The sequence below is a fragment of the Sphingobacterium tenebrionis genome (genome assembly GCF_037126265.1).
Classification (GTDB): domain Bacteria; phylum Bacteroidota; class Bacteroidia; order Sphingobacteriales; family Sphingobacteriaceae; genus Sphingobacterium; species Sphingobacterium tenebrionis.
This window is the reverse complement of the sequence record NZ_JAYLLN010000024.1, coordinates 31,400-56,749: the sequence shown is the minus strand read 5'-3', so window position 1 is coordinate 56,749 and position 25,350 is coordinate 31,400. Positions and strand designations below refer to the sequence as shown.

At 40.2% G+C, this 25,350-nt stretch carries 18 protein-coding genes; 5 read left to right on the top strand and 13 right to left on the bottom strand.

Annotated elements, in window-relative coordinates; all coding sequences use genetic code 11:
* Window positions 1-31 precede the first annotated feature (31 nt).
* Window positions 32-262 (top strand): hypothetical protein, encoded by a 231-nt coding sequence (locus tag VJ786_RS10635; protein WP_209023139.1) that lies wholly within the window; start codon window positions 32-34, stop codon window positions 260-262.
* 11 nt (window positions 263-273) lie between these two features.
* Complete coding sequence (locus VJ786_RS10630) at window positions 274-480, top strand: hypothetical protein (RefSeq protein ID WP_099365997.1); 207 nt, start codon at window positions 274-276, stop codon at window positions 478-480.
* A gap of 62 nt (window positions 481-542) precedes the next feature.
* Here the strand turns inward: VJ786_RS10630 and VJ786_RS10625 are convergent, their stop codons facing one another.
* The gene (locus VJ786_RS10625; RefSeq protein ID WP_336557693.1) at window positions 543-1,280 is read right to left on the bottom strand and encodes an SDR family NAD(P)-dependent oxidoreductase; all 738 of its coding nucleotides are present in this window, start codon (window positions 1,278-1,280) and stop codon (window positions 543-545) included.
* Between the two features lie 166 nt (window positions 1,281-1,446).
* On the opposite strand from VJ786_RS10625, the gene VJ786_RS10620 reads away from it, so the two are divergent.
* Window positions 1,447-1,947, top strand: a complete 501-nt coding sequence (locus VJ786_RS10620; protein WP_180268426.1) for a DUF4142 domain-containing protein — start codon at window positions 1,447-1,449, stop codon at window positions 1,945-1,947.
* A 162-nt stretch (window positions 1,948-2,109) separates the two neighbouring features.
* Here the strand turns inward: VJ786_RS10620 and VJ786_RS10615 are convergent, their stop codons facing one another.
* Window positions 2,110-2,364 (bottom strand): CsbD family protein, encoded by a 255-nt coding sequence (locus VJ786_RS10615; protein ID WP_099366000.1) that lies wholly within the window; start codon window positions 2,362-2,364, stop codon window positions 2,110-2,112.
* 186 nt (window positions 2,365-2,550) lie between these two features.
* On the opposite strand from VJ786_RS10615, the gene VJ786_RS10610 reads away from it, so the two are divergent.
* Both VJ786_RS10610 and VJ786_RS10605 read left to right on the top strand, forming a co-directional pair.
* Window positions 2,551-2,769 carry a hypothetical protein gene (locus VJ786_RS10610; RefSeq protein WP_099366001.1) on the top strand — a complete coding sequence of 73 codons (219 nt, stop codon included), beginning with the start codon at window positions 2,551-2,553 and terminating at the stop codon, window positions 2,767-2,769.
* Window positions 2,770-2,981: 212 nt separating this feature from the next.
* Window positions 2,982-5,225, top strand: a complete 2,244-nt coding sequence (locus tag VJ786_RS10605) for an alpha-L-fucosidase (protein ID WP_336557692.1) — start codon at window positions 2,982-2,984, stop codon at window positions 5,223-5,225.
* Between the two features lie 394 nt (window positions 5,226-5,619).
* On the opposite strand, the gene VJ786_RS10600 is transcribed toward VJ786_RS10605, so the two are convergent.
* Genes VJ786_RS10600 through VJ786_RS10550 form a run of 11 tightly spaced genes read right to left on the bottom strand, consistent with a single transcriptional unit; the run spans window position 5,620 to window position 24,526 of the window.
* Window positions 5,620-7,260 (bottom strand): alkaline phosphatase family protein, encoded by a 1,641-nt coding sequence (locus VJ786_RS10600; RefSeq protein ID WP_336557691.1) that lies wholly within the window; start codon window positions 7,258-7,260, stop codon window positions 5,620-5,622.
* A gap of 55 nt (window positions 7,261-7,315) precedes the next feature.
* A complete protein-coding gene (locus VJ786_RS10595; protein WP_099366005.1) occupies window positions 7,316-9,256 on the bottom strand; it encodes a M60 family metallopeptidase in 1,941 nt (646 codons plus the stop codon).
* Between the two features lie 6 nt (window positions 9,257-9,262).
* The gene (locus VJ786_RS10590; RefSeq protein ID WP_099366006.1) at window positions 9,263-10,999 is read right to left on the bottom strand and encodes a LamG-like jellyroll fold domain-containing protein; all 1,737 of its coding nucleotides are present in this window, start codon (window positions 10,997-10,999) and stop codon (window positions 9,263-9,265) included.
* Window positions 11,000-11,019: 20 nt separating this feature from the next.
* Complete coding sequence (locus VJ786_RS10585) at window positions 11,020-12,720, bottom strand: DUF5008 domain-containing protein (protein WP_336557690.1); 1,701 nt, start codon at window positions 12,718-12,720, stop codon at window positions 11,020-11,022.
* 28 nt (window positions 12,721-12,748) lie between these two features.
* On the bottom strand, window positions 12,749-13,462 hold the full coding sequence (locus VJ786_RS10580) for a hypothetical protein (protein WP_336557689.1): 714 nt from the start codon (window positions 13,460-13,462) through the stop codon (window positions 12,749-12,751).
* 4 nt (window positions 13,463-13,466) lie between these two features.
* Entirely contained in the window at window positions 13,467-14,984 is a 1,518-nt protein-coding gene (locus VJ786_RS10575) for a RagB/SusD family nutrient uptake outer membrane protein (RefSeq protein WP_180268428.1), read from the bottom strand.
* A gap of 17 nt (window positions 14,985-15,001) precedes the next feature.
* Window positions 15,002-18,166, bottom strand: a complete 3,165-nt coding sequence (locus tag VJ786_RS10570; protein ID WP_099366010.1) for a SusC/RagA family TonB-linked outer membrane protein — start codon at window positions 18,164-18,166, stop codon at window positions 15,002-15,004.
* A gap of 34 nt (window positions 18,167-18,200) precedes the next feature.
* Window positions 18,201-19,223, bottom strand: coding sequence for a DUF5007 domain-containing protein (locus tag VJ786_RS10565; protein ID WP_180268429.1), 1,023 nt, complete (start codon window positions 19,221-19,223; stop codon window positions 18,201-18,203).
* Window positions 19,213-19,914, bottom strand: a complete 702-nt coding sequence (locus VJ786_RS10560; RefSeq protein WP_099366012.1) for a fasciclin domain-containing protein — start codon at window positions 19,912-19,914, stop codon at window positions 19,213-19,215. The genes VJ786_RS10565 and VJ786_RS10560 overlap by 11 nt, the downstream gene beginning before the upstream one ends.
* A gap of 16 nt (window positions 19,915-19,930) precedes the next feature.
* On the bottom strand, window positions 19,931-21,529 hold the full coding sequence (locus VJ786_RS10555) for a RagB/SusD family nutrient uptake outer membrane protein (RefSeq protein ID WP_336557688.1): 1,599 nt from the start codon (window positions 21,527-21,529) through the stop codon (window positions 19,931-19,933).
* Window positions 21,530-21,547: 18 nt separating this feature from the next.
* A complete protein-coding gene (locus tag VJ786_RS10550; protein ID WP_336557687.1) occupies window positions 21,548-24,526 on the bottom strand; it encodes a SusC/RagA family TonB-linked outer membrane protein in 2,979 nt (992 codons plus the stop codon).
* Between the last annotated feature and the right edge of the window lie 824 nt (window positions 24,527-25,350).

The window sequence follows — 25,350 nt, the reverse complement described above, 5'->3', positions numbered from 1 at the left end:
GAAATAAAAATCTACAGCGATGGAAAATCCAATGAACAATCCAAATTTAAACGAAGGCGAGACAACCAAAGCCATTGAAAATGTTACGGCACAATTGCCTTCCAAATTTTATTTATGCCTGGCAGTTGGAGCTATGGTCGGATCTGCTGTATTGAAATGTACAGGTCATAAACATGGGGCATTGTTTGTAGGGCAATGGGTAGCTCCATTCTTGCTATTTGGGATCTATAATAAGATCGTTAAAACAGAAGGACATGATTAATTAACACAGACATGGCAACAAAGAACGAAAACAAGAAAGTAGGGATTGTCCAAGAAGACAGACCGAAACGTAAAAAGAGTTTAACATCCGTATTGGAAAAGCAGAAGAAAAACCAGGATGCAGACGGCGAGGCAGGTGTTGATCCCCAGATGGAACAACTGAACGATATGCCAGATGCACATGAACATCCTAAAGAACCCAAAAAGATTAAGCCATAACTATCCACAAATTTCCTTGTAACTTACTGATGGAGTTCCGAAAAATCCCTTTTCCTGGTAATTTAAATAAACTGTCGTAATGCTTTTATTTTAATCTCTGGGAAAGTGATTCTTCGATCTTGCTCTAATATGAAATGGATCAGTTTAGCTAGGTCTTCCGCTTTGAGCATTTCTCGATTTTCTTCTTTTTCTGCTTGCTCCTCCGCACTGATTTTTTGCATATCCGTACCAACTGCTGCAGGTTCGATTAAACTGACCCTGATGTTATCAGGATTAACTTCCTTTCTTAGTGATTCGGTAAACCCTTGTATGCCTGCTTTTGTAGCGACATATCCTGTGCTACTGCCACCTCTATCATCTGCACTCATCGACCCTATATTTATGATGTCGCCTTCGATATCTTCTTCCTTCATTTTTTTGGCAAAAAATCCAGCCAATAGGAGGTAGGCATCCAAATTTGTTTTGGTCATGTAGACCAAGCTTTCGGCATCTGCATCAGAGATGCCTGCAAAGCCAATACCCGCGTTATTTATCAAGATGTGAAATGGACCATGCACGTCCCACAGATTAGGCAAGATTTTTTTCCAGGCTTCATAATCCGCGAGATCCTGCAAAAGGAATTTGATTCGGTCTTCAACGCCGGCAGATCGAGCTTCCTCCATCAGCTGCTCTAATTTTTCAGAATTTCTGCCAACAATAAAAACCTTATAACCTTTTTCTGCTAAAAACAAGGTTGTAGCTTTCCCAATACCTGCGGTGCCTCCAGTAAGAAAAATATTTTTATCCCTTAAAACTTCCATGTACTAATTATTAATTGATTAACGATGTATGACTTTGAGCAATGAACACACCCTCGCAATGTTTAGTTCATTGCGGTTTATACTTATTTTTGGATCATTTGCTAACGGAATGATAATCAAAGTGTTCAAAAAGAAAAGTGAAGATGAATTTCTAAACGATATAAAGATGAAAAAGTATTTAGTAGGTATTGTTATGGTTCTGGGAATCCTAACAATCATGGCCTTTAAACAGATTGACGCGACCTTGGATTTCGTCAATAAAGCAAGTATGGCAAACAGGTTTGAGATTGCTGCAGCCAACCAGGCGTTGACATTATCAAGCAATGAAGGCATTAAAAAATTCGCACAGCAAATGATCGATGAACATCAGACCATTCTGGATGAATTGGCTGCCTATGCAAAATCCAAGGATTTGATGGTAATAGATAACTTGGATGATAAACATCAAGAAAAATTGGATTCATTGAAAAATGAAACCGACAATTACGACCAACGATTTAAACAGGCGATGGTCAAATCACATGAAAAAGCCATCAAATTATTTACGGATGCGAGCAATGATAAAGCGATTACAGATTCTACTTTTAGGGAATGGGCCGGAAGCAAAATTGGGCTATTGAATGATCATTTGGAAAAGCGAAAGCGCTTTCCAATGGTGGTTCATTGAAAGATGGTCCAAAACCGGTAATTAATGATACCCTAAAACCTAAATTGAAAAAAACAAAAGAATCAAATGATTAATCCTGATGAGTGGGCATGCATAGTTTGCTAAAAAAAGCCTCCGTTTTTAAAACGGAGGCTTTCTGTTTATATGATAGATAATGTGTGTTTATCTTTTGTCTAGGCGATTGAACCAGTCTTGGATTTCCTGTCTAGATTTTCCAAACCGTTGTTGAAACCGGCCATAAACATCTTCTTCTTTTCCTTCTTGGTAGTTGAAGTCTTCTTCAGGAATATCTGGAAATTCTTCCCTGATTCTTTCCTTAACAACATCCCATTTGCCTTTAAAATTAAAATCTTGTGATTCCATATTGATTTCCTTTCCTTGTTTTTTATAGAACAGGAGAGTTAAAAAATCGTTCATAAAATTTTTAAATATTTTTGTGTTTTTTTTCGGTAAAGCTATTGGATGTAATGCGATTTCTTTGTAAATTGTTGATAGTTAATTTCTTGTGATCAGATTCAGAATCACCGACCATAGCTTCATGGTCCCATTTTCAACAATATTGAGCTATCTATTTACTTATACACAACATAGGAGGAAAATATTATGGACAATTTAAAATTTGAAATCAGTACCATTAGCCAGAACCAATTAAGTAAGGTTAAAGAAGTATTGAACGATCTGGTAGATATCAAAGATTGGCAAATCGCTCCCTATATCGATGGCTATTTGGTATCTGTTCGGGGGATCAATCTGCGTTGCTATGCCATTCTTCAATCGCTTTTATCCATTGGGGTGAATGCCGAAAAACTCTATGAAGAATAAGGTTTATGTATAACATGTTAAAAACCTTTACTACTTAGGTAAAATCGTGTAATCTTTTTTAGATGTAATGGCTTAGTTTTACGTTAGTTTACCATCTGGGAACTAATTTAGGACAATAAAAGATTGAGCATAGCAACCTAAACCTGTTTTATTCGCTATGCTTTTTCTTTTTATGCTTTCCCTTTGGTTGATCATCAATAACCTATACATCTATGAAGAAACATTTTGCTGTAATTGCCTTATTAGGCTTATGGAGCCAAGCCTCTTATGCACAGAACCTATTAAAAGGAAACTCTTTACCTATTAAAAACACCTACCAAATTTTAGCTTCCGATAGCCCCGAAGAATTGATCCGTAAGGCTGCCCATGTGGTTCCCACCAAGAATCAATATGATGCTTTAAAAGATGAATTCATCTCCTTTATCCATTTTGGTCCAAATACATTCACACGAATGGAATGGGGGAATGGTAAGGAAGATCCACGGATTTTCGACCTGAAGAATTTGGATACGGATCAATGGTGTGCAAGTATGAAGGCAGCTGGAATGACCAAAGTGATATTTACTGCAAAACATCATGATGGATTTGTATTATGGCAAAGTCGTTATACCGATCATGGCATTATGTCCACAGGTTTTATGGAAGGAAAAGGGGATATTATGAAGGAACTTGCGACATCATGCAGAAAATATGGATTAAAATTAGGGGTATATTTATCCCCAGCTGATCTATACCAAATCGAAAATGAGAAAGGCTTGTATGGTAATTTAAGTAGCTATACAACGCGAACCATCCCCCGAAAAGTGGAAGGCAGACCATTTGCCAATAAAACCAGTTTTCAGTTTGAGGTGGATGATTATAACGAATATTTTTTAAATCAATTATTTGAGCTATTAACGGAATATGGTCCAATCCATGAGGTTTGGTTTGATGGCGCACATCCGAAGACAAAAGGAGGGCAGAAATATAATTATCCAGCTTGGCGAGAGTTGATCCATAAACTCGCTCCTGAAGCAATCGTATTCGGAAAAGAAGATTTGAGATGGTGCGGAAATGAAGCAGGTGCTACCCGTTCAACGGAATGGAACATTATTCCTTTTGATTCGGATCCACATCAATTGGCAAACCATAAAGATCTGACAGGAAAAGATCTGGGGAGTAGGGAGAAATTGCAAGGGGCAAAATTCTTACATTATCAACCGGCTGAAACAAATACTTCCATTCGAGAAGGATGGTTCTATCGGGACGATACCTATCAGAAAGTGCGAAGCACCGATGATGTTTTTGATATTTATGAACGATCAGTAGGAGGGAACTCGATTTTTCTTTTGAATATTCCGCCTAACAGTGAAGGTAGATTTTCACCGGAGGACGTTCGGGTATTAAAGGAAATCGGTGATAGAATTTCAAAGACCTATGGGAAAAACCTCTTGTCTTTGAGTAAGGGTCCAAAGGAGCTCTTCGATGATGATCCGAAAAGTAGTTTTGTATTCAGCAGTCAAACTGGCGAAGTGGAGTTCACAGCCAAAAAACCGATAACCATTAATCGATTCATGTTGCAAGAGGCCATTCAGACCAATGGCGAACGGATTGAAAAACATGCTATTGATGTTTGGTTAGATGGGAAATGGGAGGAGATTGCAGTATCAACGAATGTGGGGTACAAAAGGATTCTGCGTTTTCCAGAAGTTACAGCACAAAAGTTTAGATTACGGATTTTGGAAAGCAGGAGTTTGCCGGTGATCAGTAGTTTAGGCGCTTATTATGCGGTAAATCGACCACCTCAGTTGCAGATCAATCGGGGAACGGATGGGAAAATCAGTATAACAGCTAAAAAACACGAATTTGGGTGGAAACCCCATGGACAGGATGCTTCAAAAAATTTGAAGGCAGATTATCAGATTTTTTATACGGTGGATGGTACAGAACCTACCTCCAAATCATTGGTTTATGAGGGTGGTTTTTCCTCAACTCCTAAAATAGTGAAAGCTATTGCTATTGCTAAGGATGGTTTGAAAGGGGCGGTAGTGGAAAAGGAAATCGGTTTTTCAAAAGCTGATTGGAGTGTGGTGGAATTAAGTTCTTTTGAGGAGAAGCATCCAGGGAATTTGATGTTTGATGAAGATGAGAAGAGTTTTTGGCGATCGAGAGGTGGAAAAGAGGGGCATTTTGTGGTATTGGATTTAGGAAAAATGATGGATATAAAAGCATTTTCTTATATGCCACAGACACAGAATGGAAAGGGGATGATGGCGAAAGGAAATATTTTGGTTAGTGAAGATGGGAAGAATTGGGTTAAAGGTGGAAGTTTTGAATTTGGGAACTTGATCAATGATCCGAGTAGAAGGATGTATAGGTTGGAAAACGTGGTTAGGGGAAGGTTTGTGAAGCTGGAAGCCACGGAAATAGCCGGCGGGGATGATAGTTTGAGCATAGCTGAGTTGGATATTTTTTAGGCTGGCATTGCGAGGTACATAGTAATTTTCACCCCGTCATTGCGAAGGTTAGTCCCGTCATTGCGAGGTACGAAGCAATCTTTAGCCATGTCATGGTGAGCGAAGTCGAACCATCTGTTCGTGTACCAACTTACAGATCCTTCGACTTCGCTCAGGATGACAAAGAGGGCCCTCACAAATGAACAATGAGAAAACAAGGAGAAAACAAGGAGAAAGATTGCTTCGTCGAGCCTCCTCGCAATGACGGGACAGCCCCTCTCAATGAAGGGTCAAACCCTCTCAATGACAGTTCCCCTCTCTCCCCAAAAAAAAATCCTTTAAACAAAAAAGCCCCCTTGGATAAATCCAAGGAGGCCACAGCTAATATATGAAATTTATAATTTCATCAAAGGAATTAATCTTTCAAGAACTCAATTTCAAAGTTCTCCAGATATGGGTTTCCATCCATTCCGAAATCGGCAAGGATCTCAATATTCATCCAGTAAAGCGTCAATGCTGCAATATCCGTAGCATTCGTTGGGATGGATAACGAAGAAGTAACCGGCATAACAGCAGAGGCCGAAGGGTAGCTATCTCCCATATTCAACCAAACATAACTTCCGGATAAGGACATATTAGGCGTGCCTGGATACCCTCCAAAATACATACCCCCAGTTCCTTCATCCATTGGCCAATAACCAATGATATCCGCATAGTTAGGGTGCTTGGTCAAATCCTTCAGGCCATAATTATTCGTAATAGTACTTGCGCTCAATGCCGTGTTATAATAAACCAAGTTCGCTGGCGAAAAAGAACCTGCAACATCATTATCCCCAGCACGGTGTCCGACCCTTAAATCCTCACCAATATTCAAGCTCTTACGCGCAGAGATATTGATGGATTTCTGAAATTTCCCATCCATGTACATACTTAATGTCCTTGTAGATGAGTTTACATATTCCACGGTCATGATCAGGTTTCTCCATACACCGGTTCCAGGTGCTTCTTCCGAAGAAACTTCTTGCTTTCCACTTCCGCCGTTCAACGTTCCGCCGACAGTTACCACCCATTTTCCACCTGGATAATGTGCCCATTGCCAACCCGTAATATTCTGTCCACTCAAGTTTGTACTTTTTCCGAAGAAACTGGAATATCCACCTGGTACATTATTGAATTTCACATCCATCTGCACGGTGAAACTTTTATTTTCCCCGACATCAAACCTTCCAGTCTCATCATGAAAAGTTGCTCTACCTGTCTTATTATCAAATCTAACCGGATTAAATCCTGATTTTTGCAATTTGAATTCCTGGAAAGCAGGATTGTAAGCCATGGTAAATCCGAAATCGGTTTCATCTGCTCCACCACCATGGTTGGTGGTAATAATGATCAACCAGTCTTCTTTTTCATAATTCTCACGTCCTTTTATGGCGTTTACAATATTCCCAACATATTCATCTGTTTTTAGGACCGCATTCTTGAAATTTGCATTCCCCTCATTAAATCCGCCATTTTCACCCGCTTTCTCCACATCCTTAAAATTCACAATGATGGTTCCCAAAGCGCGGGATTGATTAAGAATATTCAACGTACTATCCTTTACCTGTACGTCATTGCTTACCACAGGGGCAAAATCTGCAATTTTCACAAAATTTCTCAAGTCTTCCCAAGGCGTAACGATCGCCGTTTTCACGGATCGATATTGCGTTACATAATCAAGCACATTACGATAGGAAGTGATGTTTTCATGTTGATGGTTATCATCGTTTTGGTCAGCTTCAAAATCATCATTAGAAATCTTATGCTTTGCATAACCCGTACCTGTCAACATGGATGCCCAGCCCGCTGCTCCGGTTTCTGTTTTCAGGGTGTTATAGGCAAACTTTGAGTTTTTCTGTAAGGCCATAATCTGCGGCGGAGCAATTTTCTCTAAGGAGGTTCCGCCCAAACCATCAATACTGATGACCATCACTTTCCTTTGGTTGGTAGTAAGGTCTTTTAGCTCCTCAAACACAGGAGGAGGGTTGTCGTATTTTGTACAGCTTGCAACTGTCATTGCTGACAGTATGCAAAGCATGGAAAGTATTTTGTTATATAATTTCATCGTCTAATTAAGGTTTAAGTAAATTCAATTCTCCGAATACTACATAAGGCACACCAGAACCGCCATAGCCATTCTTGATAATGATTTTGAAGTATTTCGCATTCACAGGACCATTAGGGAAGATGTATTCAAATCTACTGTTGTTGTTTGGCATTGTTCCAGTTCCTGCTAATTCATAATCTACATTGTTTCGGCTATAATAAACTTCGAAATCCTTACCATCTCCAACACGGTTTCCTCCAGGTCTAGCATAGGAATAAATTCCTTTAATCGGAATATTCGCTCCGGCGTTCAAGATAATAGTATGTGGATAGGATTCTGCTGCGGTAGGTGAGGAGTACTTCGCATGGTAAAAAGTGTTTGGATCGCCATCCACCAAATTCGCCAAGGAACCTTCCTGAGCAGGAGAACTAGCCGATACCACAGAAGTGCGGTAAACGATATCATTATCACCACCAGTCTTTGTCAATGGGTTATATTCCCAGATCGCTTTTTTCAAAAGTGGATATTTCTTGGATACCGTTACGGAAACTGCATCGCTATAAGTGATACCCCAAGCATCGAAGAAAGGAGAAAGATCTGTTTTTGTAAAATCAGATAATTTCTCATACACCCAGTTATGTTTGGTGATATCACTAGGATTTGTTCTGATGGCATGTCTTGCCTCCGTATACAAATGCGTCATGGCATCATAACCAAATTTCTCAAAGATCTGAACAAATGGGGTCATTCGTTTGAACGGATCATTCATAGCCGCATCGGTATCAAAATTCTTGGCAGCACCCGTTTGTTTCGCATACGCAATCGCCTGTGGAAATCCTGAGTTTACAGCAGGATGCATGACCGAATAATCTGCACCAATTCGGTTAGCTACTTTGAAATTGAACAGGTTATTGGTGGTTTCGCCCAAAGTACTCCAAGACCAAATACTAGGTTGCTGACAGTTATGGCCAAATTCGTGGTATGATCCCCACATACCATTACTGGTAGTAATGGAATTCAAACTGGTCATTGCTCCAAACCATTCCGAGTCATTCAATCCGACGAATGGGAATCCACTATGGCCATATCCAACGGACAATTGGATATCCAAAACGCCACGCCATTGTCCTTGTGGGCTGCGGTCTTTTTCATTTTCGGCATCATCCGATAAACCCATCCAACCATTATAATCATATTCGAATACCTCGTTCCATTTGGTCAACACGGCCGTAGGATTGGTGAATGGTTCATTCGAGGAGAATGTCTTGATCACGCGGTCTCTAGGAATCAAGAATACCACCCGTTTGGTCCTTAGTTCCAACCAAGGTACTTTGGAAGCTTTCACTTCGGCTACCCAAGCCGCATCATTGCTCACACCCAATACAAAATCTGGTGATTTTACGGCATTGGTTATCGTAAATTCTACTGGATTCTCATAGGCGCGATCCGCACGGATATAAATTGTTCCACCGTACAGGTTCCTTACATAGTTGACCCCAGCATAGATACGCTGGCGATTATAGATCAATGGATCACGTAATAGGGGATACTTCCCATTAAGATTATCCGTATGGCCACCGATCTGTACGGTTAGCCCCTCGATTCCTTCAGGAACAACAATCCTAACCAATTCCCCTGGAGCAGCATAGTAGCCTGTACTAAACTGAGGTTCTGGAGCAACATTGATACGCAGGTTTTGCGCAGTTTGTTTGGTAAAGTTGAGATCCAACGTGAATTTAGCATTCTGAACACGGGGTTCCGATTGGTCCACCAAACCAGGGAATACCCTAGCTTTGGCATACATGGATTTGTCAATCTGTTTAAGGTTGGTATCTAAATCCCCACCTGGACGATCCGTATAGTCCGGATAGCCATCAGGTACATTATATCCATATTTTTCACAAGAGCTGGCACCCAACAAACCTGCGAATAATAAAAGGCTGTAAAATAATTTTTGCTTCTTCATGTTCAATTAGTCTCTTGGTAAATTAATACTAGGTACATAATATTTGCCCATTAAACCCCATTGCTGAGGAACGGTGATATTCATCCAAGAATAGATCATAGTTGGAATATCTACTGTATTCGGTACTGCACGGAATGCGGCAGGAGAAATGGCAGGTGAAATATTCGGAGAGATATCTGCGAATGATGTCCAGTTGATCGATCCTTTTAAAGAGAATGGTGCAGATTTGCCCGTAATATCATACAGTTTATTATCTGTAGTCACTTCATTTGCTGGCCAATAACCAACTAAATTATCATGATAGGGATCATTTTCTGCTGTTAATGGCGTTACGCGGCTTTTTGCTATCACTTCAGCATCTGGAAGGGCTACATTATAGATCGCCAAATCATTGATCATACAATTCACATTTGCATCCCCTATAGAGCCTAATCTTAATGGACTGGTCGTATTGATGTTACCAACATTGGTAATGTTCAATGGTCCAGCTGGGGCAGGAATCCCATCACAGAAAACTTTCACATATCTTGTATTCCCTTCTTTATAGAATACAGCGGTGATATTATGCCATTTTCCATCCGCAATAGCTCTGGTATGTAATCGTTGTGTATTTCCTTGTCCAGTCTGACTGAAATTCAATCCAAAGGTCGGTCCTTCATTGAAAAATGTCCAACCAACCACACCAGGGTTGAATGCTGCCCTTTTAGTTAAGAAACTTGGGTAATAAGTACCACCATAATCCCAACGGATATTGAATCGTATCGTAGCATTTTGGTCAGATCCAAAATTTCCAACATTTGGATCATCCATGGTGGCATTGTTGTTTGCTCCTACGTATTTTGGCGTTGTACCAACATATGGAAGAGCAGATACATCCGGTTTACTGAATTCTTGAGGGTTGAATTTTGGGTTATAGAAAGCGATGTAGGCATTTCTGGATGGATCGTCAAAAATGTTTGATCCTGAAGCACCGCCGGAAACACCGCCACCTTTACTGGAAGAAACCACCACTAACCAGTTTTCTTTGGCAAAAGTTGAGCGGTTTACCAATGCATTCATGATTTCTTTGATCTGTTGATCAATGGTGTGAATAGCACTTACATACGCTTCGTTTTCTACCGTGTAATCATTATTCGCCGCTAATTCGGCAGCATGCAGGTGGGCAACCACTAAGGATGAAGTTCCCGAAGAAAGTTCCTGAATAGTCGCATTCTTTACCTCCACATCATTTGCAAAAGTTTGTTTCTTTGTTGCATCAATTGCTAAATGATCAGTAAAAGCTGCCGAAGTACTAAATGAGGCAGTTTGTACATTTTTCTTCTCTGATTTTACCCGCGTAAAAATGGAAGGTGATGTTTCGTTGTTAAATCCTGAAAAGTCACTACCAGTAACGCCACTTACCGTATAATCCAAACCGGTCATCATATTGGTCCACGCGGTAGGAAGCGAGATTTGGTTCCTATGGTCATCAGCTAATCCATCATATGTAAAGATGGATCTATCGGTCAATAGGGTTAGGGTCTCAGGTGCAATGGATTCCACCACATTTCCTTTTACACCATCCAAAATGATGTAAAGTACACGTTTGGAACCATCGTTTATATTCAAGGTATCATTCTCATAAGGCTCCGGAAGCTTATTCGCAAATTCTTTATTACAACTGGATATACCTACCGAACCGAGCAGGATGGTTAATGCACTAAACACTTTAACCCTTCTCCAGATATTTCTATTCTTTTTCATGTCTAAATAATTAAATGTGGTTAGTTTGCAATAGTAATTCTAACTAAGCCTTTTGGAATGGTTGCATTGAAGCGAAGGATATTACCCACCAAAATCACTTTTGTTCCACCGGCAAAAGGAGTTTCAATCATATCATATACCCGGCCTTGGAAACCCCCAGAGTTATTGTATTCCGGTTTAAGGGTACCATCGGCTTCCAGAATCATAAATCCTTGACGAACATATTCGCCATATTTCGTGAAATTTCCGGTAACTAGAATCTTTCCATTGTTCAGTTGACCGGAATAAGTAACCGACCCACCTGTTATTTGTTGAGGGTTGAACGAATCCACCAACGATCCATCTGCGTTTAATAAGGCTACACCCGGTAAAGCTTTTCCATTGTAGTGTGTAAATGTTCCACTAACCACATATTGTTGTGTGGTGGCGTTGTACCTGATCGCATAAATATCACCATCTGCGCCAGAACCCGTATGGAAACTGTTATCTACGGATCCATCAAGGTTTAAGCGGGCAATGCGTTTAGCAGGGGTGCCGTTAAAGGTCTGAAAACCACCAACGATTACCAGTTTGCCATCGGCCTGCATCGTCGCATCCATAATGGCTCCATCACCGCCTAAGCCACTCTGATTGGTCGCTTTGATATAATGGAAGGTGGAATCTAATGAACCATCTGCATTTACTCTAACCATTTGGCGCATACGCGTAGCATCATAGACCTTCTCGTCCCAAGTAGAATTAGGATAGTAAGCACGGCGAAAGATTTGGAAATTTCCAATAATGTACACCTTCTCTCCAAAGGCAAATGTTTTTCTAACCGCACCATCTACACTCGCATTAAAGGAAGGAACGGTGTCCTGGTCTTTCCATTTTACCTCCGGTTTTGGATTTACGATAGGAACCAACGAGTTACCTGCGGCATCGCGTTGAGATGACATCATGGTATCCAATGTACCATTCGCATTTAAGCGGGTTACATTTCCAATGGTCTGTCTATTATTACGCTTGGAATTATAGGCATTGAAACTACCACCAATAATGAATTTTCCACTCTGCGGTCCTGCACTGATACGACTGATGGAATATATAGTTCCACCACTTCCCCAAGCCCCAAATCCAAAGTTGATATCGTTGGTGATATACCCACCATCTGGGTCCAATTGCGCGATACCTCCATTTGGAACGGCTTCCGTTCCTTTTAATTCGAAGGTATTGAAGGAACCACCAACCCAGAAGCGTCCGGAAGATAACTGTTCGATATCAAAAATAGTTCCTACACCACCAGAAAGATAACCTGCACCATTGACCACCTTAAAGGTGTTATCCACAGAGACCTTGCCACCCACTCGGATCACTGGACCAAAGAATGTCTGTTCATTGGCTGTGATCCAAACGCTACCTGTACTCGCGGTAACAGGGATTTCGAAACGAATGGATGTATCTGTGAAGTCTATAACATTGGCTTCTATCTCATTGACGTATAATTTAAAATTATCCTTGTACTTCATCAAGCCATTTACCTGCAGCTCCATGACCGATCCTGCGGCAACTATACCTAATTCTGATGATTTGGATACGAAATTGATATCTAGTACTTGTTTACCTCCTGCATAGGGATCTTCTGCAAGTTCCGTCTTCTTGGTGCATGCTTGGAAACTCCCCAACATGAAAACCATGGAGACCGCAAAGAGGCCAGTTTTTAAGTTTTTTCTAGTTAACATTGATTTTTTCATTTATGTTAATACTCGATTAGGGTGTTAAGGGATCAATCCCTGCCGAAATGGCTTGATCAATAAACGTGTTGGAAAAGAAACCAAATGTATGTTTTGTTCTATTCAACACATGGATCACACCGTTATTGGTTTGAATATCTGAGGTAGCTATGGGAATATTTCGCAAGGATACCATTGGGTTTGATAGATCCGGTATATAAGCCAGGAATAATTGACGATATCCGGCATACTGTACACCACCCGCATCGTTATAGATGACACCGATATTCATGATGCGACCACCATAACTGGTATAGTTTTGTCCAGGATAAGCTAAGTAGGATACCGTATCGCGCTGAGGATAATCCTTCAACAAATTCTTGCCTTTGAAGATGTAGTTTGATAACATATTCTTCCACACCTGAGGTTTGATTTGGCTCAATTCCTTAACCGTATCTTTTCCATTGAACTGTAATTGTCTATTCAATCCCAATACGGCTCTGGTAATACAACCACTCGGAGGAGCAAAGAAAGTTACCTCTTCATTTTCGATGACATTTTTCATCCCAGCCAGGTCGATCACCATTAAGGTGGAATCGAAGAAATCCAACTTGGATTCTAAATACTTAATGGATGAACCATTGAATTTAGGATCATGGATTCCGGAATCAAAGTAATATTTTTTACAGCCGGTAAAACATATGAGCATCACCACTGCTAATTTCCAAACGATATGTTTCTGATTTTTCATAAGATTAGTTCCAAAAGATATTACCGATTAAACTTGGGTTTGCCACTTTTTCTGCATCCGAGATGATCAATGGCCATGTCCAAGCACCTGCATTAAAGTTTCCAACACTCATTACCGCATTGGAATATTCTGTATTTACCACTCGTTTCGTACGAACTAGATCAAAATAGAAATGACCTTCACCGATCAGCTCCCGCTTTCTCTCCTTGTAAATATCATCTTTCAGCGCGTTTCCAGTGGTGGTAAATGCCTGAGCACCAGCCGCTGCTCTAACTTGATTAACATAGCCTTGAGCTATTGCATCATTTCCCAATTCCGCCGCGGCTTCTGCTGCTAATAATAGCGCATCAGGAAGTCTGAAAATAATGGCGCTATCGTCATTCTTAACGGTTAGGTTAGAACCACTTCCTGTGGAATATACGTTAATGAATTTCTTCAACTGGAAATTTCCATTATCACTGCTCATGTTCTCAAACCAAACTGTTCTACGCTCATCCGACTCCGTAGCCGGAAAGAGTTTCTCTATGTATTCCTTTTCGTAGGTCATGTGACTGGTTGTTTTGGTTGTCGATCCTCTAAAAGGATAATGAGAGAAGAAGAAGGAAGGGTTTGCAAAATCAACAAAGCTCTCGCCGTAATTGTATTCCTGCAATATCCCAAACAGATTCTCTGCCGTCTTCCCTTTGAAAATACTTTTCGTATTATCGATGGTAATAGGCAAAAGGTGATACTGGGTATGGGAAGAAATTTCTTCTCCTAATGTTACAATTGCCTCATAATAAGGAACCTTATTGTTCTCTTCCCAAGCCGCTGCCCACATATTCAGATGCATGAGAAGTGCAATTGCAGCTCCACGGTTAGGTCTAAATCCTGCTTTGGAGTTGTCTGCATAAGTTACAGGCAAGTCATTTTTTACCGACTCCATGTCTGCAATAGCCAGTTTTAACACTTCTAATTGCGGTCTTCTAGGTAAGGATAAACTATGATAAGCTTCGGTGTAATAGATCGCATCGCCAAAAAGCTTACAAATAAATAAATAACTTAGGTTTCTCGTAAAAGTAGCTTCTGCGATATATTGCTTGCGATCGGTCTCCGACAGCTGATTGGCAGGAACTTTATCAATCTCGTAAATCAAGATATTACTTGCAGCGATCACATCATACCATCCTTTCCAGTTCATGATGTCCTTCAAACGGTTATCATAAGTGGTTGTACCAGACATAACTGGTTTTAAATTGTTGGATATGAGGTTATTTATTGGTCCATTTCCATTATTATCCAAATTGTTGACAATCTTTACAAAATTACCACGAAGATCCAAGGCTGGAATCAGCATGCTATTACCAAGCTTTGATTTTAAACGTGTGTAAATTCCTCCCATATAACCTTCTACATCTGCTTTGGTTTTCCAGAAGTTATTTCCGGAAAGAGCATCGATAGGTGTCACATTTAAGAAGTTATCACAACTTTGAAAACCTGTCATCAATGCGCCCAATACGAGGATATATTTTAATTTTTTCATTTTCATCTTCATTCAAATTAGAATTCAACATTTAATCCAAGGGTAAACTGTTTTGGAAGTGGGTAACCTCCAGACATATCTCTACCCAAAGCCGATACACTTTCCGGGTTAGGACCAGAGTACCGCGTGATGTACCCTAGGTTCGCAGCCGTGAAATTGATACTTAATCTGTTCATACCGTAGCGTTGTGACAACGTCTGTGGAACGTTATAATAAACTTTTACGGAGTTCAATTTGAAGTAAGATCCATCTTCCTGGAATAAGGTCTGGTTCGTACGGAAAGGGTTCAAAATTGCCGAACGTACGAAATCAAAAGGATTTGGATAAACAGCATCATCACCCACGTTTTGCCAGAAATTATATTGCGATATCGGAACTAAACCGCCCATTTCGGTAGGTTTTCCAAACAACCCAAATTGAGCAGCTAAACTGTTGTTTAGGATATCACGTTTTAAAGTAAAGGATGTATTTACTTCTAAACTCCATTGCTTATACTGCAATAGGGACATCAAACCACCAGTAATCTGTGGTTGCGAGTTACCTGCAATAACCTGATCATAATTATCAATGATATAGTTACCATCCAAATCCGTATAAATCGGATCCCCAGGTTTGAAGTAATTCAAAAGACCATTTCCGCCTACGCGAACTGGCAAACCAGTTACTGGATCAACAGGGATCTGATCCAAGGAAGTATAAACTCCTTTGGTATTGAATAAATAGTTGGATAGGGAGTTCGTTCCTAAACGGTAATATAGAGACTGCCCCAAGGAATTATCAATTTGAATAAATTCCCTCAAACCATCAGGAAGTTTTGCCAAGATCTCTCTATTGATGGCAAAGTTTCCAGAAAGGTTCCATTTGAAAGGACTGGATGGTGATAATGGTCTTGCTGTGGCTTGGAATTCCCAACCGTAGTTGACATTACTGATTTCCGTAGAACCGATGACATTGAAGGAGTTCGACGATGATAATTGCTTCTCCTTAAAGATATGGTCGTTTTGTTTGTAGTAACTATCAAACATCACGGATAATCTGTTCTGGAAAATGGAGAAGTCCATACCAAAGTTGTATGTTGTTGCCTTTGTTGGTTCTAAGGAAAGGTTTGGAAGTGTTCCTAAATCTGAAATAACCGTGTTTTGGTTATTGTAACGACCTCCAGCATATAACTTACCGTAAGCTTGGTAGATATTTCCATTTGGAGAAATGTTCGAACCATAAGATACACGGAAGTCACCATAGTCTAACCAGGTCCAAGCGTCAAGGAATGATTCCCGGTCAAAGTTCCATTTTAAGGAGATGGATGGGTTTTTCTTGTAACCAGCATTTGGTCCGTTAGTGGAAAGTCCATCTACACGGTAATTGAAATCCAATACATATTTTGATTTGTAGTTATAAGAGAAGTTTCCCGCGAAAGCTACAGTTCTCAGATCGGTATAGCCAATGGTACCACCTTTCGAGCTCAGGTAACTGGTCATTAGCGTTAATGGACCTCTCAATTGGTCATTCACCACCTTGTCATTCAACATCGCGTCGGATTTGAAAAAGGATGCCCTTAATTCAGAGAAGGCAAATAAATTGAAGTTATGTGCTAATTCCTCATCACCAGGTTTTTCCCGGAAACCGAACACGTAGGATAATTGCGCACGGTTGTACAAGGTAGTTGCCCTGTCATTATAGGTATAATATTTCGCTTGGTTTGAATTCAAAGCAGCAGGAGAGAAGTTGTCCTTGGTGCTTGAAACGGTCGTATAACTATTGTAAACACCTGCTTTAAAATTCCTGAACAGGTCATAGAAAATGTTCACTGTTGCGTTGGTGTTCAATACCTTATTATCATCATCTGTGGTTAAAGCACCTAATACCGAGTTTACCGATGAATATAAGGATGGTGCTGGTAATAGGGAAGAAGATGCTCCTCCTGTGGCTACCCCATTATTCAGCAGACCATTACCACTTCCCATCCGTTGCTTCTGAATGGAATTATTGAGCAAGGCTTCGATCTTGAATTTTTGAACCGGATTATAGATCATGTTCATATTCAGATTGTAACGAGAGTAGCCCGTGTTTTCCTGAATACCTTTTTCATCATAAGCTCCTAAAACCACTTTGTAGTTGAACTGTACATCACCACCCGATACATTCAGGTTATGGTTGTGGTTGTACGTTGGTTTATAGAAGTAAGATTGCCAGTCGGTAGAGTTGTTATAATACGCATTCAAACTATCCGAAAGGAAAGGGGTGTTATTCACTAAATCTAAGGCGTGGATAGCTGAAGTATCGTTCATCAATATTTGACGGATACGCATTAAACGTTCTTCTTTACCTCCGATTACTGATCTTAATTGGGGAACAGCAGACATAAAAGCAGAACCATTATAGCGGACTACTGGGACTTTAGAATTACCACGTTTGGTCGTTATCAAGATAACACCGTAAGCACCTCTGGAACCATAAAGGGAAGTTGCTGCCGCATCTTTCAATACGGTGATATCTTCGATATCCTCGGGTGGAATTTGGGATGCAGGAGAAACACCTGGCCCAGCTTGTTGGAAACCATAGGAATAATCGGCATTATCATCTACAGGAACCCCATCGATCACATATAAAGGCGAAGTAGGTGTTAAGAAGGCATTATTACCATTACCTGTCACATTGATGTTAGAGATACCACGGATGGTCACACTACCACGGAAACCTGGGGCTCCTGTATTGTTTTGGATATTAAGACCCGCCACTTTACCTTGTAATAAGCTCATCACGTCGCCAGCTGGCTGGCCTTGGATGTCTTTTCCGGAGATGGTAACTGCAGAACCAGTATTTAAGGTTCTCGATTTGGTTTGGTAACCCGATGTTACGGTTACTTCGGCAATTTTTTCACTACTAGAGGTCAGACCAACCGTTAAGGAAGTTTTATTGTCCACCTTTACCGATTTACTGTCATAACCAATGGTTCTGAAAACCAAGGTCGCATTGTTCGGTACATTGATACTGAATTTACCATTATTATCTGTTGATCCGATCGACAGGCCATTACTTAGAATGGTTACACTGGAAAGCGGATCTCTTTTTCCGGAGGATGCGTCATATACTGTTCCAGTCACCGTGATGCGCTGTTGAGCCCAGGCTACATCCTGCATGGTGAAAAGCAGTAATACGATGATGTATTTTATATATTTCATTGAAATAATCATTTAAAATGAATGTAAAGGACCACTAATCATTATCGAATTTTGGCTTGTCCCGTTTAAACCAGAAAGTCAATTCCCAATCGGCTTTTTCGAAGATTTTAAAGTTGAAGGTCAGGTAGTTCTTTTGAAGGACATTCCCAAAAGCCATTCTACTATATCTAAAAACCATATGTGCCTGATCTCCTGATACCGTTGTGTATCTGGTCGGGTAGGAGCTCAAAGGAATTGGATAAGCCACATCGTATTTCACTTGTTTATCATCTTTTTTCATGTTGAACCCATGCACGAGGTTTTCCCAATCTGTTTCGTCGAAATTGTTCGGATCGATAGGATTGGAAAGGGAATCGATGAACTTAATGGTTAAGCTGTTTCCATTTCCAGTTTTCTTGAACAATACTTGTACATCATCACGGGTATTGAAATATTGACCTCGTTGACCGGCCATAAATACCGAAGTGGGATTTACCGAAACGCTTGTTCCTTGACCGGTGATTGGGTCTAAATTGGAAGGTTCATACGGACGTTCTCGCAGTGGCATTAAGCGCATATTCTGAAAATATTTTCGGCCACCTGAGTTCGACATTTCCACATCAAACACGTATCCAGAATCTGGTTGAGCTTTAATCATGTTTGAATTGGCGGATGCCCACATGATAAAATCGCCAGAATGTGGTCTGATATCAAATAAGGGATGGTTCTCTATGGTCCTTTTCGCTTCAATTTCTTCAATGGACTTTTCAGTACCATTGTAGATCCCTTTCCAAACCAGGACAGGATAATGTTCGGTTAGTTCGGGAGCTGGTTCACCATCGAAAGTTCGCATGTTGACAATCTTGAAATCAAGCGGTCTACTGGAATTTCCGTATTGGAAAATATTGTTGAAAAGGGTACTTCTTCCGAGCACCGGTTGAAATACAGTTACATTGTATTTGGAGTCATTTGCAATCGACAAACGCTCTTCTGGAAGGTTCTTTTTACATGATGAAAAAGTAAGCACTCCCAAGCATAGCGCGATGCCAATCTTGAATATTGATTTACTAGTTTTCATCTTCATCATCTTCTATAGGGTTCATACGGTCTGTAAATTCACCAAATCCAAAACTGTGGATAGCAGATAGGATATTGATGGTTCCATTGGTTGTTTTAATGTTCACCGTTGTAGCACGAGTAGTGATCCAATCTTTGTTGATGTTCGATCCGAAAGGATTGCTGAAATCAACGGCACTAGCGCCTCCACTCTCGAATCCTGAAGCACTTAGTTTGACGTAACGGACATGCATTGGATAATCGTAAGCAATCGAGGTCAATAAAAGCCCATCCAACTCAGGGATATAATCGTCTGTGGTTTTTACACCACGGATAATATATCGGGCAACTAAGGTGTCCAACTGTAGCGGATCAACCGTGCTTAAAGAAAGTTCAGGTTCACCTAATTGGCGACGTTCAAGGTTTAAATATTTCATCGCAGCAGCAAAGTTCAGATTCACTGGGGCGAATAAGGTTACTTGGTTATTGTTCAAAGAATCCTTCAGGCCAGGAAGACGGTCAAGCACCAATAACAGGGAATCAAATGTTCCTGCCGGTTGGGCTTGCAGGTATTCCAAGGTCGTACCATTGAAAGATTGTACGTCATTTTTATAATCGTAATATGGTGAGTCACTCTTTGAACAAGAGCTGAACCATAAGCATAATATTCCTAGGAATACCGCTATTGGAGTTTTTACTAATAATGTTTTCATACTCATCAATCTAGATTTATAACCAATAAGGGTTTTGTGTAATCGAAGAATTGGCATTGATAACAGCTTGTGAAACCGGCCAATAGATACCTCCGGCATCTTCAAATTCTTTGAATGTTAATTGCTTGCCATCTTTTTCTGCAAAAGGGGCGTTCGATCTTTTCAATCGTTGGTACCGGATGATATCATACCATCTCCAGCCTTCACCCATTAGCTCTTTTCTTCTTTCATCAAAAATCGCTTTGATGACATCTGGTGAGTTTTGGGTTGAATAAACGATTCCGCGCAGGTTACATGCTTTATTCAAAGCAGTATAGGCGCCGTCGATATCACCCAAAGCAGCTAATGCTTCTGCACGTAAAAGGGTAATCTCTTCCATGCGGCTGAACACCATGGATGAACTGAACAGGGTAACATTTCCTGAAGTCTGCGATGGGTATAATACTTTGATCTTATTGAAGATTGGAAGTTCTGAATCGAAACCATAGAAATAGTTTGTTCGGTAGTAGCCGGATACCAAATCCTTACTAAATCTTAAATCCTTATGGTCGGTAAAAATATTGATAATGCTATCCTTGCTGACGAACATTTCCGGTTTTGATTTCGGAATGAAAGGGGATGCCAAGGTCAATTGCTCGATATGCCCATTCGCAGTAGATAAACCATTTCCTGCTTCAAATGGGAAACCAACCATTACCGTAGCACGTTTGTAGGCAAATGGGCTATAGTTGTTCTGGTTTTCTGTTAAAGCATCCATATTGATGTAATCCAATGGGTTGGCACCATCAACATAATATTGTGTGGATTGGTTGTCCAAAACGAATTTTGAATAAGTAGCTGCATCGATATAGTTTCCTTGCCAAGCAGCAATATGAGCTAAGATGATGTAGGCTGATAAACGCGTCCAAATGTTTCCATTCCAAGAAGACCATCCGCCACCGTAATACAAGCCAGGATAGATCGGGTCAGTTCCGCCATAACGGAAAGGAACCACCTGCGCTGCGTCCAATAGTTCTGAAGTCGCAAAACCTAAAACACGATCTTGGGAGGTGCGCTCTGTTTTGATAAAATCACCATCGTGGGAGGAAGTGATCAATGGCACATCTCCCCATATTCTACTCATATAGAAGTAAGCATATGCTCGTAGCATTCTTGCTTGGGCGATATCCACCTTATTGTTCAATTCCGTATAACGGGGATCAAGCTCTAAAATTTCACTAGAACGTTCAATGAATAAACTTGCAGCATTGATACCTGCATAGAAACGTCTCCAGTTACTTACTCGTTCAATAACAGGGTAGGAGGCATTTAGTTGATTGTTGACGACTGCCTTTAGGTCAGATCGATTGGTGATGGTGAAATCACCCTCCCGAAGATCGCCCATTAACCAGTGACCATTATCTGCTACCGTTGCCGAACGCATTAATCCATAGATGGACATTAAGTTGGCTTTTGCATCTTCCAAGGTTTTCCAGTTGGTTTCCTCGGATGCTAAGCGGGTAGAAGGAACATCGTCGATCTTGCTGCACGATGCACCAGTTCCCAGTAGGGCGGCCGTCATGGTAAGACCAAAAAATGCTCTTTTAATTTTTATATTTCTTATCGATAAATTCATGATATACACGTTTTAATCCTATAAATCCAATTTAAGGCCCAATACAAATGTTCTTGGGATGGTTAAGTTTGCTCCATCGTATAAACCGTTGTAATTGCTCAATTCAGGATCAACACCAGTGAATTTGGTGAAAGTCAATACGTTCAATGCCGTAGCATAGAGGTATACTCTTCTGAATTTGCCGGATGAGCTGTTCAAGAAAGAAGCGTTTTTGAAATCATAACCTAGTGTAACAGATCTTAATTTCAAGTAGGAAGCATCTTCCAGGAATAGATCCTGATCAACACGGTAAGCATTTACATCCGACCAAGGATTGTAGATTGGGTATGTTTTTTCTTTTTCAAAAGATTGCCATGAGGATACTTCTTTTACAGAAGTGATATCGTTACTGGCTTCACGTTTGATGAAATCATACTTGGTTGCCTGGTATTGGTTAAGGATTTTATGGCCTGTCGCGAAGAAGAAATGGAAATTCAAGTCGAAGTTCTTGTAGGCAAAGGTATTGCTCCAGCCTCCGATCAACGAAGGTAATCGATTACCTTCCATTACTTTATCGCGTGTATCGATGCGGTTATCGTTATTCAGGTCAGCCCATTGTGGATCACCCGCAAATAATGGGATTCCATTGAAGGTATGGCCTGCAGGTACATCTGCATCGGTATTGTAGATCCCTTGGTTTTTATAGATCCAATAAGAGGTAACAGGTTTTCCAACTTCTAATCTGTTGTCACCATTGATGATTTCCTTATAACCATCCGGAAGTGCCGTGACTTCGTTCTTGTTATAATTCAAATTGATGGATGAACGCCAGTTGAAGCTTTCAGGATTTTGAATGATCTGTCCGTTCAATAGGAATTCAATTCCTTTGTTGTTAACTTCCAGACCTGATTTATAATTTACGGAATAACCGGATTCCAACGGCACTGGTACACCAACCAATTGGTTTTTATCATTTCTGTTATAAACGGAAATAGCGGCATTCATGCGGTTGTTCAAGAAAGTTCCATCTAAGGAAATATTGGTCCTATCGGCATAAGGAAGTTTGATTCCATAGCCAATAAATCCACTCTCATAAGGACGGTTGATCCCTAATACACCTCCATATCCTGGAATGGTAGGTTCTTCATACCATCCACTCTCAGAACGATATTGAGGTCCTGCTGCATAGCGATCATCTAAGAAGATACGTACATTTCTTCCCCAACCTGCTGATAGCTCCAATTGATTGAAGAAACTGCTTCCAGCGAACAATTGATCTTTGAGGTTATAGGTCATGCTGACAGCTGGCGTAGTCATCCAACGGCTATCTGGTTGCCCATTCGATGAACCATCACGACGTACCATAGCGTTTAACTTAAAGATGTCCTTATAGCTGTATTTTGCCGAACCATAGAAGGAAAGCAAATTGTTAAGCTCCTTGTCGATGTAACGGAAAACGTAAAAATTTCCTGCATTCAAGGCATTCAAATAACTATCTCCTTGAGCTCCCGGATCTACAAAAACCAATTTTACGTAATCGTTAGGTCCATTATAGGCTCTAGCATAGTTATACTTATAGGTGTCACCTTGGTAAACATGGCCAACTTCTAGATCTAAGGAATGGTCATCACCCAGGTCAAAATCATAACCGATCGTATTGTTCCAGATCATCCGTTGGTTATAACCAAAATAGGTGGAAATATAACTTACCCCGTCCATTAGGGTAGACGGCGTAAAGTAATCGCGGATACCTTCGTTATAATCGAAGAATAAACTCGATTGAAGCGAGAATCTGTTCAATTTGGAACTAAGGGTCAAATTACCATTGATGGAAGTAGTTCTGTTATTATCCACATTTTTCTTGTTCTCGTCTAAATAAAGACCAAAGTTGTCTTTGTTTGGAGAAAGGGGAGTTGATAGATCGGGAATATAGCGGGTCTCTGCAAAACGGTCGCGAAGACTTTTATTGCGGTTTCTATCCAAACGAACAGCATTCACGTTACTGGATACGGTTAACCATTTGAATGGTGCCATATTAATTCCGAAGAACACGTTGTAACGATTGATGTTTGTCTCATCGGCATTTCCGGCATTTTTGGTTCCAGAACCGAAGAAACGGAAATTCGCTCTTTCATTTCCTCCGGTAATACCTAGATCGGCTGAATAGGTTGGGGTGTTTTTATAATATAGGTCGTTCCAATTGGAAGGGCCAAAGTAGGCGGTGTTCGTCGAATCCCTTAAATACAAGGCGTAATCATCATAACGTTGCTGATTACCATATTTCTCGTAGAAAGGTCTTCTGAAGTTATTTTCATAAACCCCATTGACGGTATTTACTTTCGGTGCGGTTGCATAGCCAAAATAAGTGTTCAAGCTGATATCACGGATTCCGGCTTTGGCATTTTTTGTAGTGATGTATAAAGCCCCATTCGCAGCATTTGGTCCTAATTTGGCCAATTCGAAGGGATCTTTCACCAATACCACTGATTCGATGTTACTGATGTTGATCTGTGCTAAGAGGTTATTCGCCGGTCCCACCCGATTGTAATCGTATTTCTGAACATCAAATGCGAAAGGGTTGTCGGCCACTAAAGGAACGCCATTTAGATAAACGGCAGGTTGAAGGGCATACACATCTTTTTTGGAGAACAAGATTCCTGAAGGACCTTGAACGATCATGCTCTGTTCTGTTCCTGGTTCACCATTAGGTTCTTGTACATAAAGACCAGCAAGATGCCCTTTAGCAATTTGTTGAAGGGATAGGTTTGGAACAGCAGATGCTTCGCGGATGTTGATTGTATCCTTAGCATTTTTGAACTTTTGTAAGGCCTTTACCATTTGGCCTATGGTGTCTGTTTTTGCATTATACTCCGAAGTGTCAACTTGGGATTTGACAAATGGAATACGATATCCTTTTAAGGAAGATTCTCCAAATGTTTTCGCGTGCGCAGAATTCAATTGGAGGCCACCAAAGGATAAACATAAAGCAATAGAAAGACTTATGGAAGTTTTTACCATTATTTCCAGTTTAAATTTTGTTAATAAAAATGAATGTTATTGACCAGGTTATTTTAGGCCAATGCTAGGATGTGTTTCGTTTATTCGACGAAGTTTTGATGTAGATGTTTGTTCATAATTTTAATATAAAAAGTGTTTCGGTTAAATTATTTCTTATTGATTTTTTTGGTTCTTTTATTAATGGTATTTGGTTATAAATTCCTAATAATCTGGTTTAAAATAAATCAAGGAATAAACCAAAATTGGTCACCTTGACTTAAGGCTACTAACAATAATAATATTCTTTTTTATAATAACATAAAGGTTAAACAACGCAAACGTTTGTCCAAATTCACGCAAACGTTTGACTAAAATATGTATTACATAATCTGTAACAATTTCCTAAAATATTAAATTATATAAATGCATTTTATCACTAAAGTTGCTTAGTATTAAGTTTAGAGCAATATATTTGATTATTTAATTTGGGTAATTTAGTTTTTTACAAAATTAAAAACGGATAGAATAGTTGAGATTGTTTTAATGATTAATCAATTATGAATGGCATGTATTCGATTCGGGGTGTAAGGGATTTGTAAGTGACATGTAAGTGAGGTGTAAGTACCTTTTAGCACTTACACCTCACTTACATGTCAATTAAACTATACTTTTACCTTGAAGCAAACTATCTGTTATTTGTAGGTACGAAGCAATCATCCCGTCATTGCGAGGAACGAAGCAATCTTTCGATTAGTGTAAAGATTGCTTCGTCGTACCTCCTCGCAATGACGGGAAAACCGTCGTAATGACGGGAAAACTTTCGCAATAACGTATAATATGAGAGA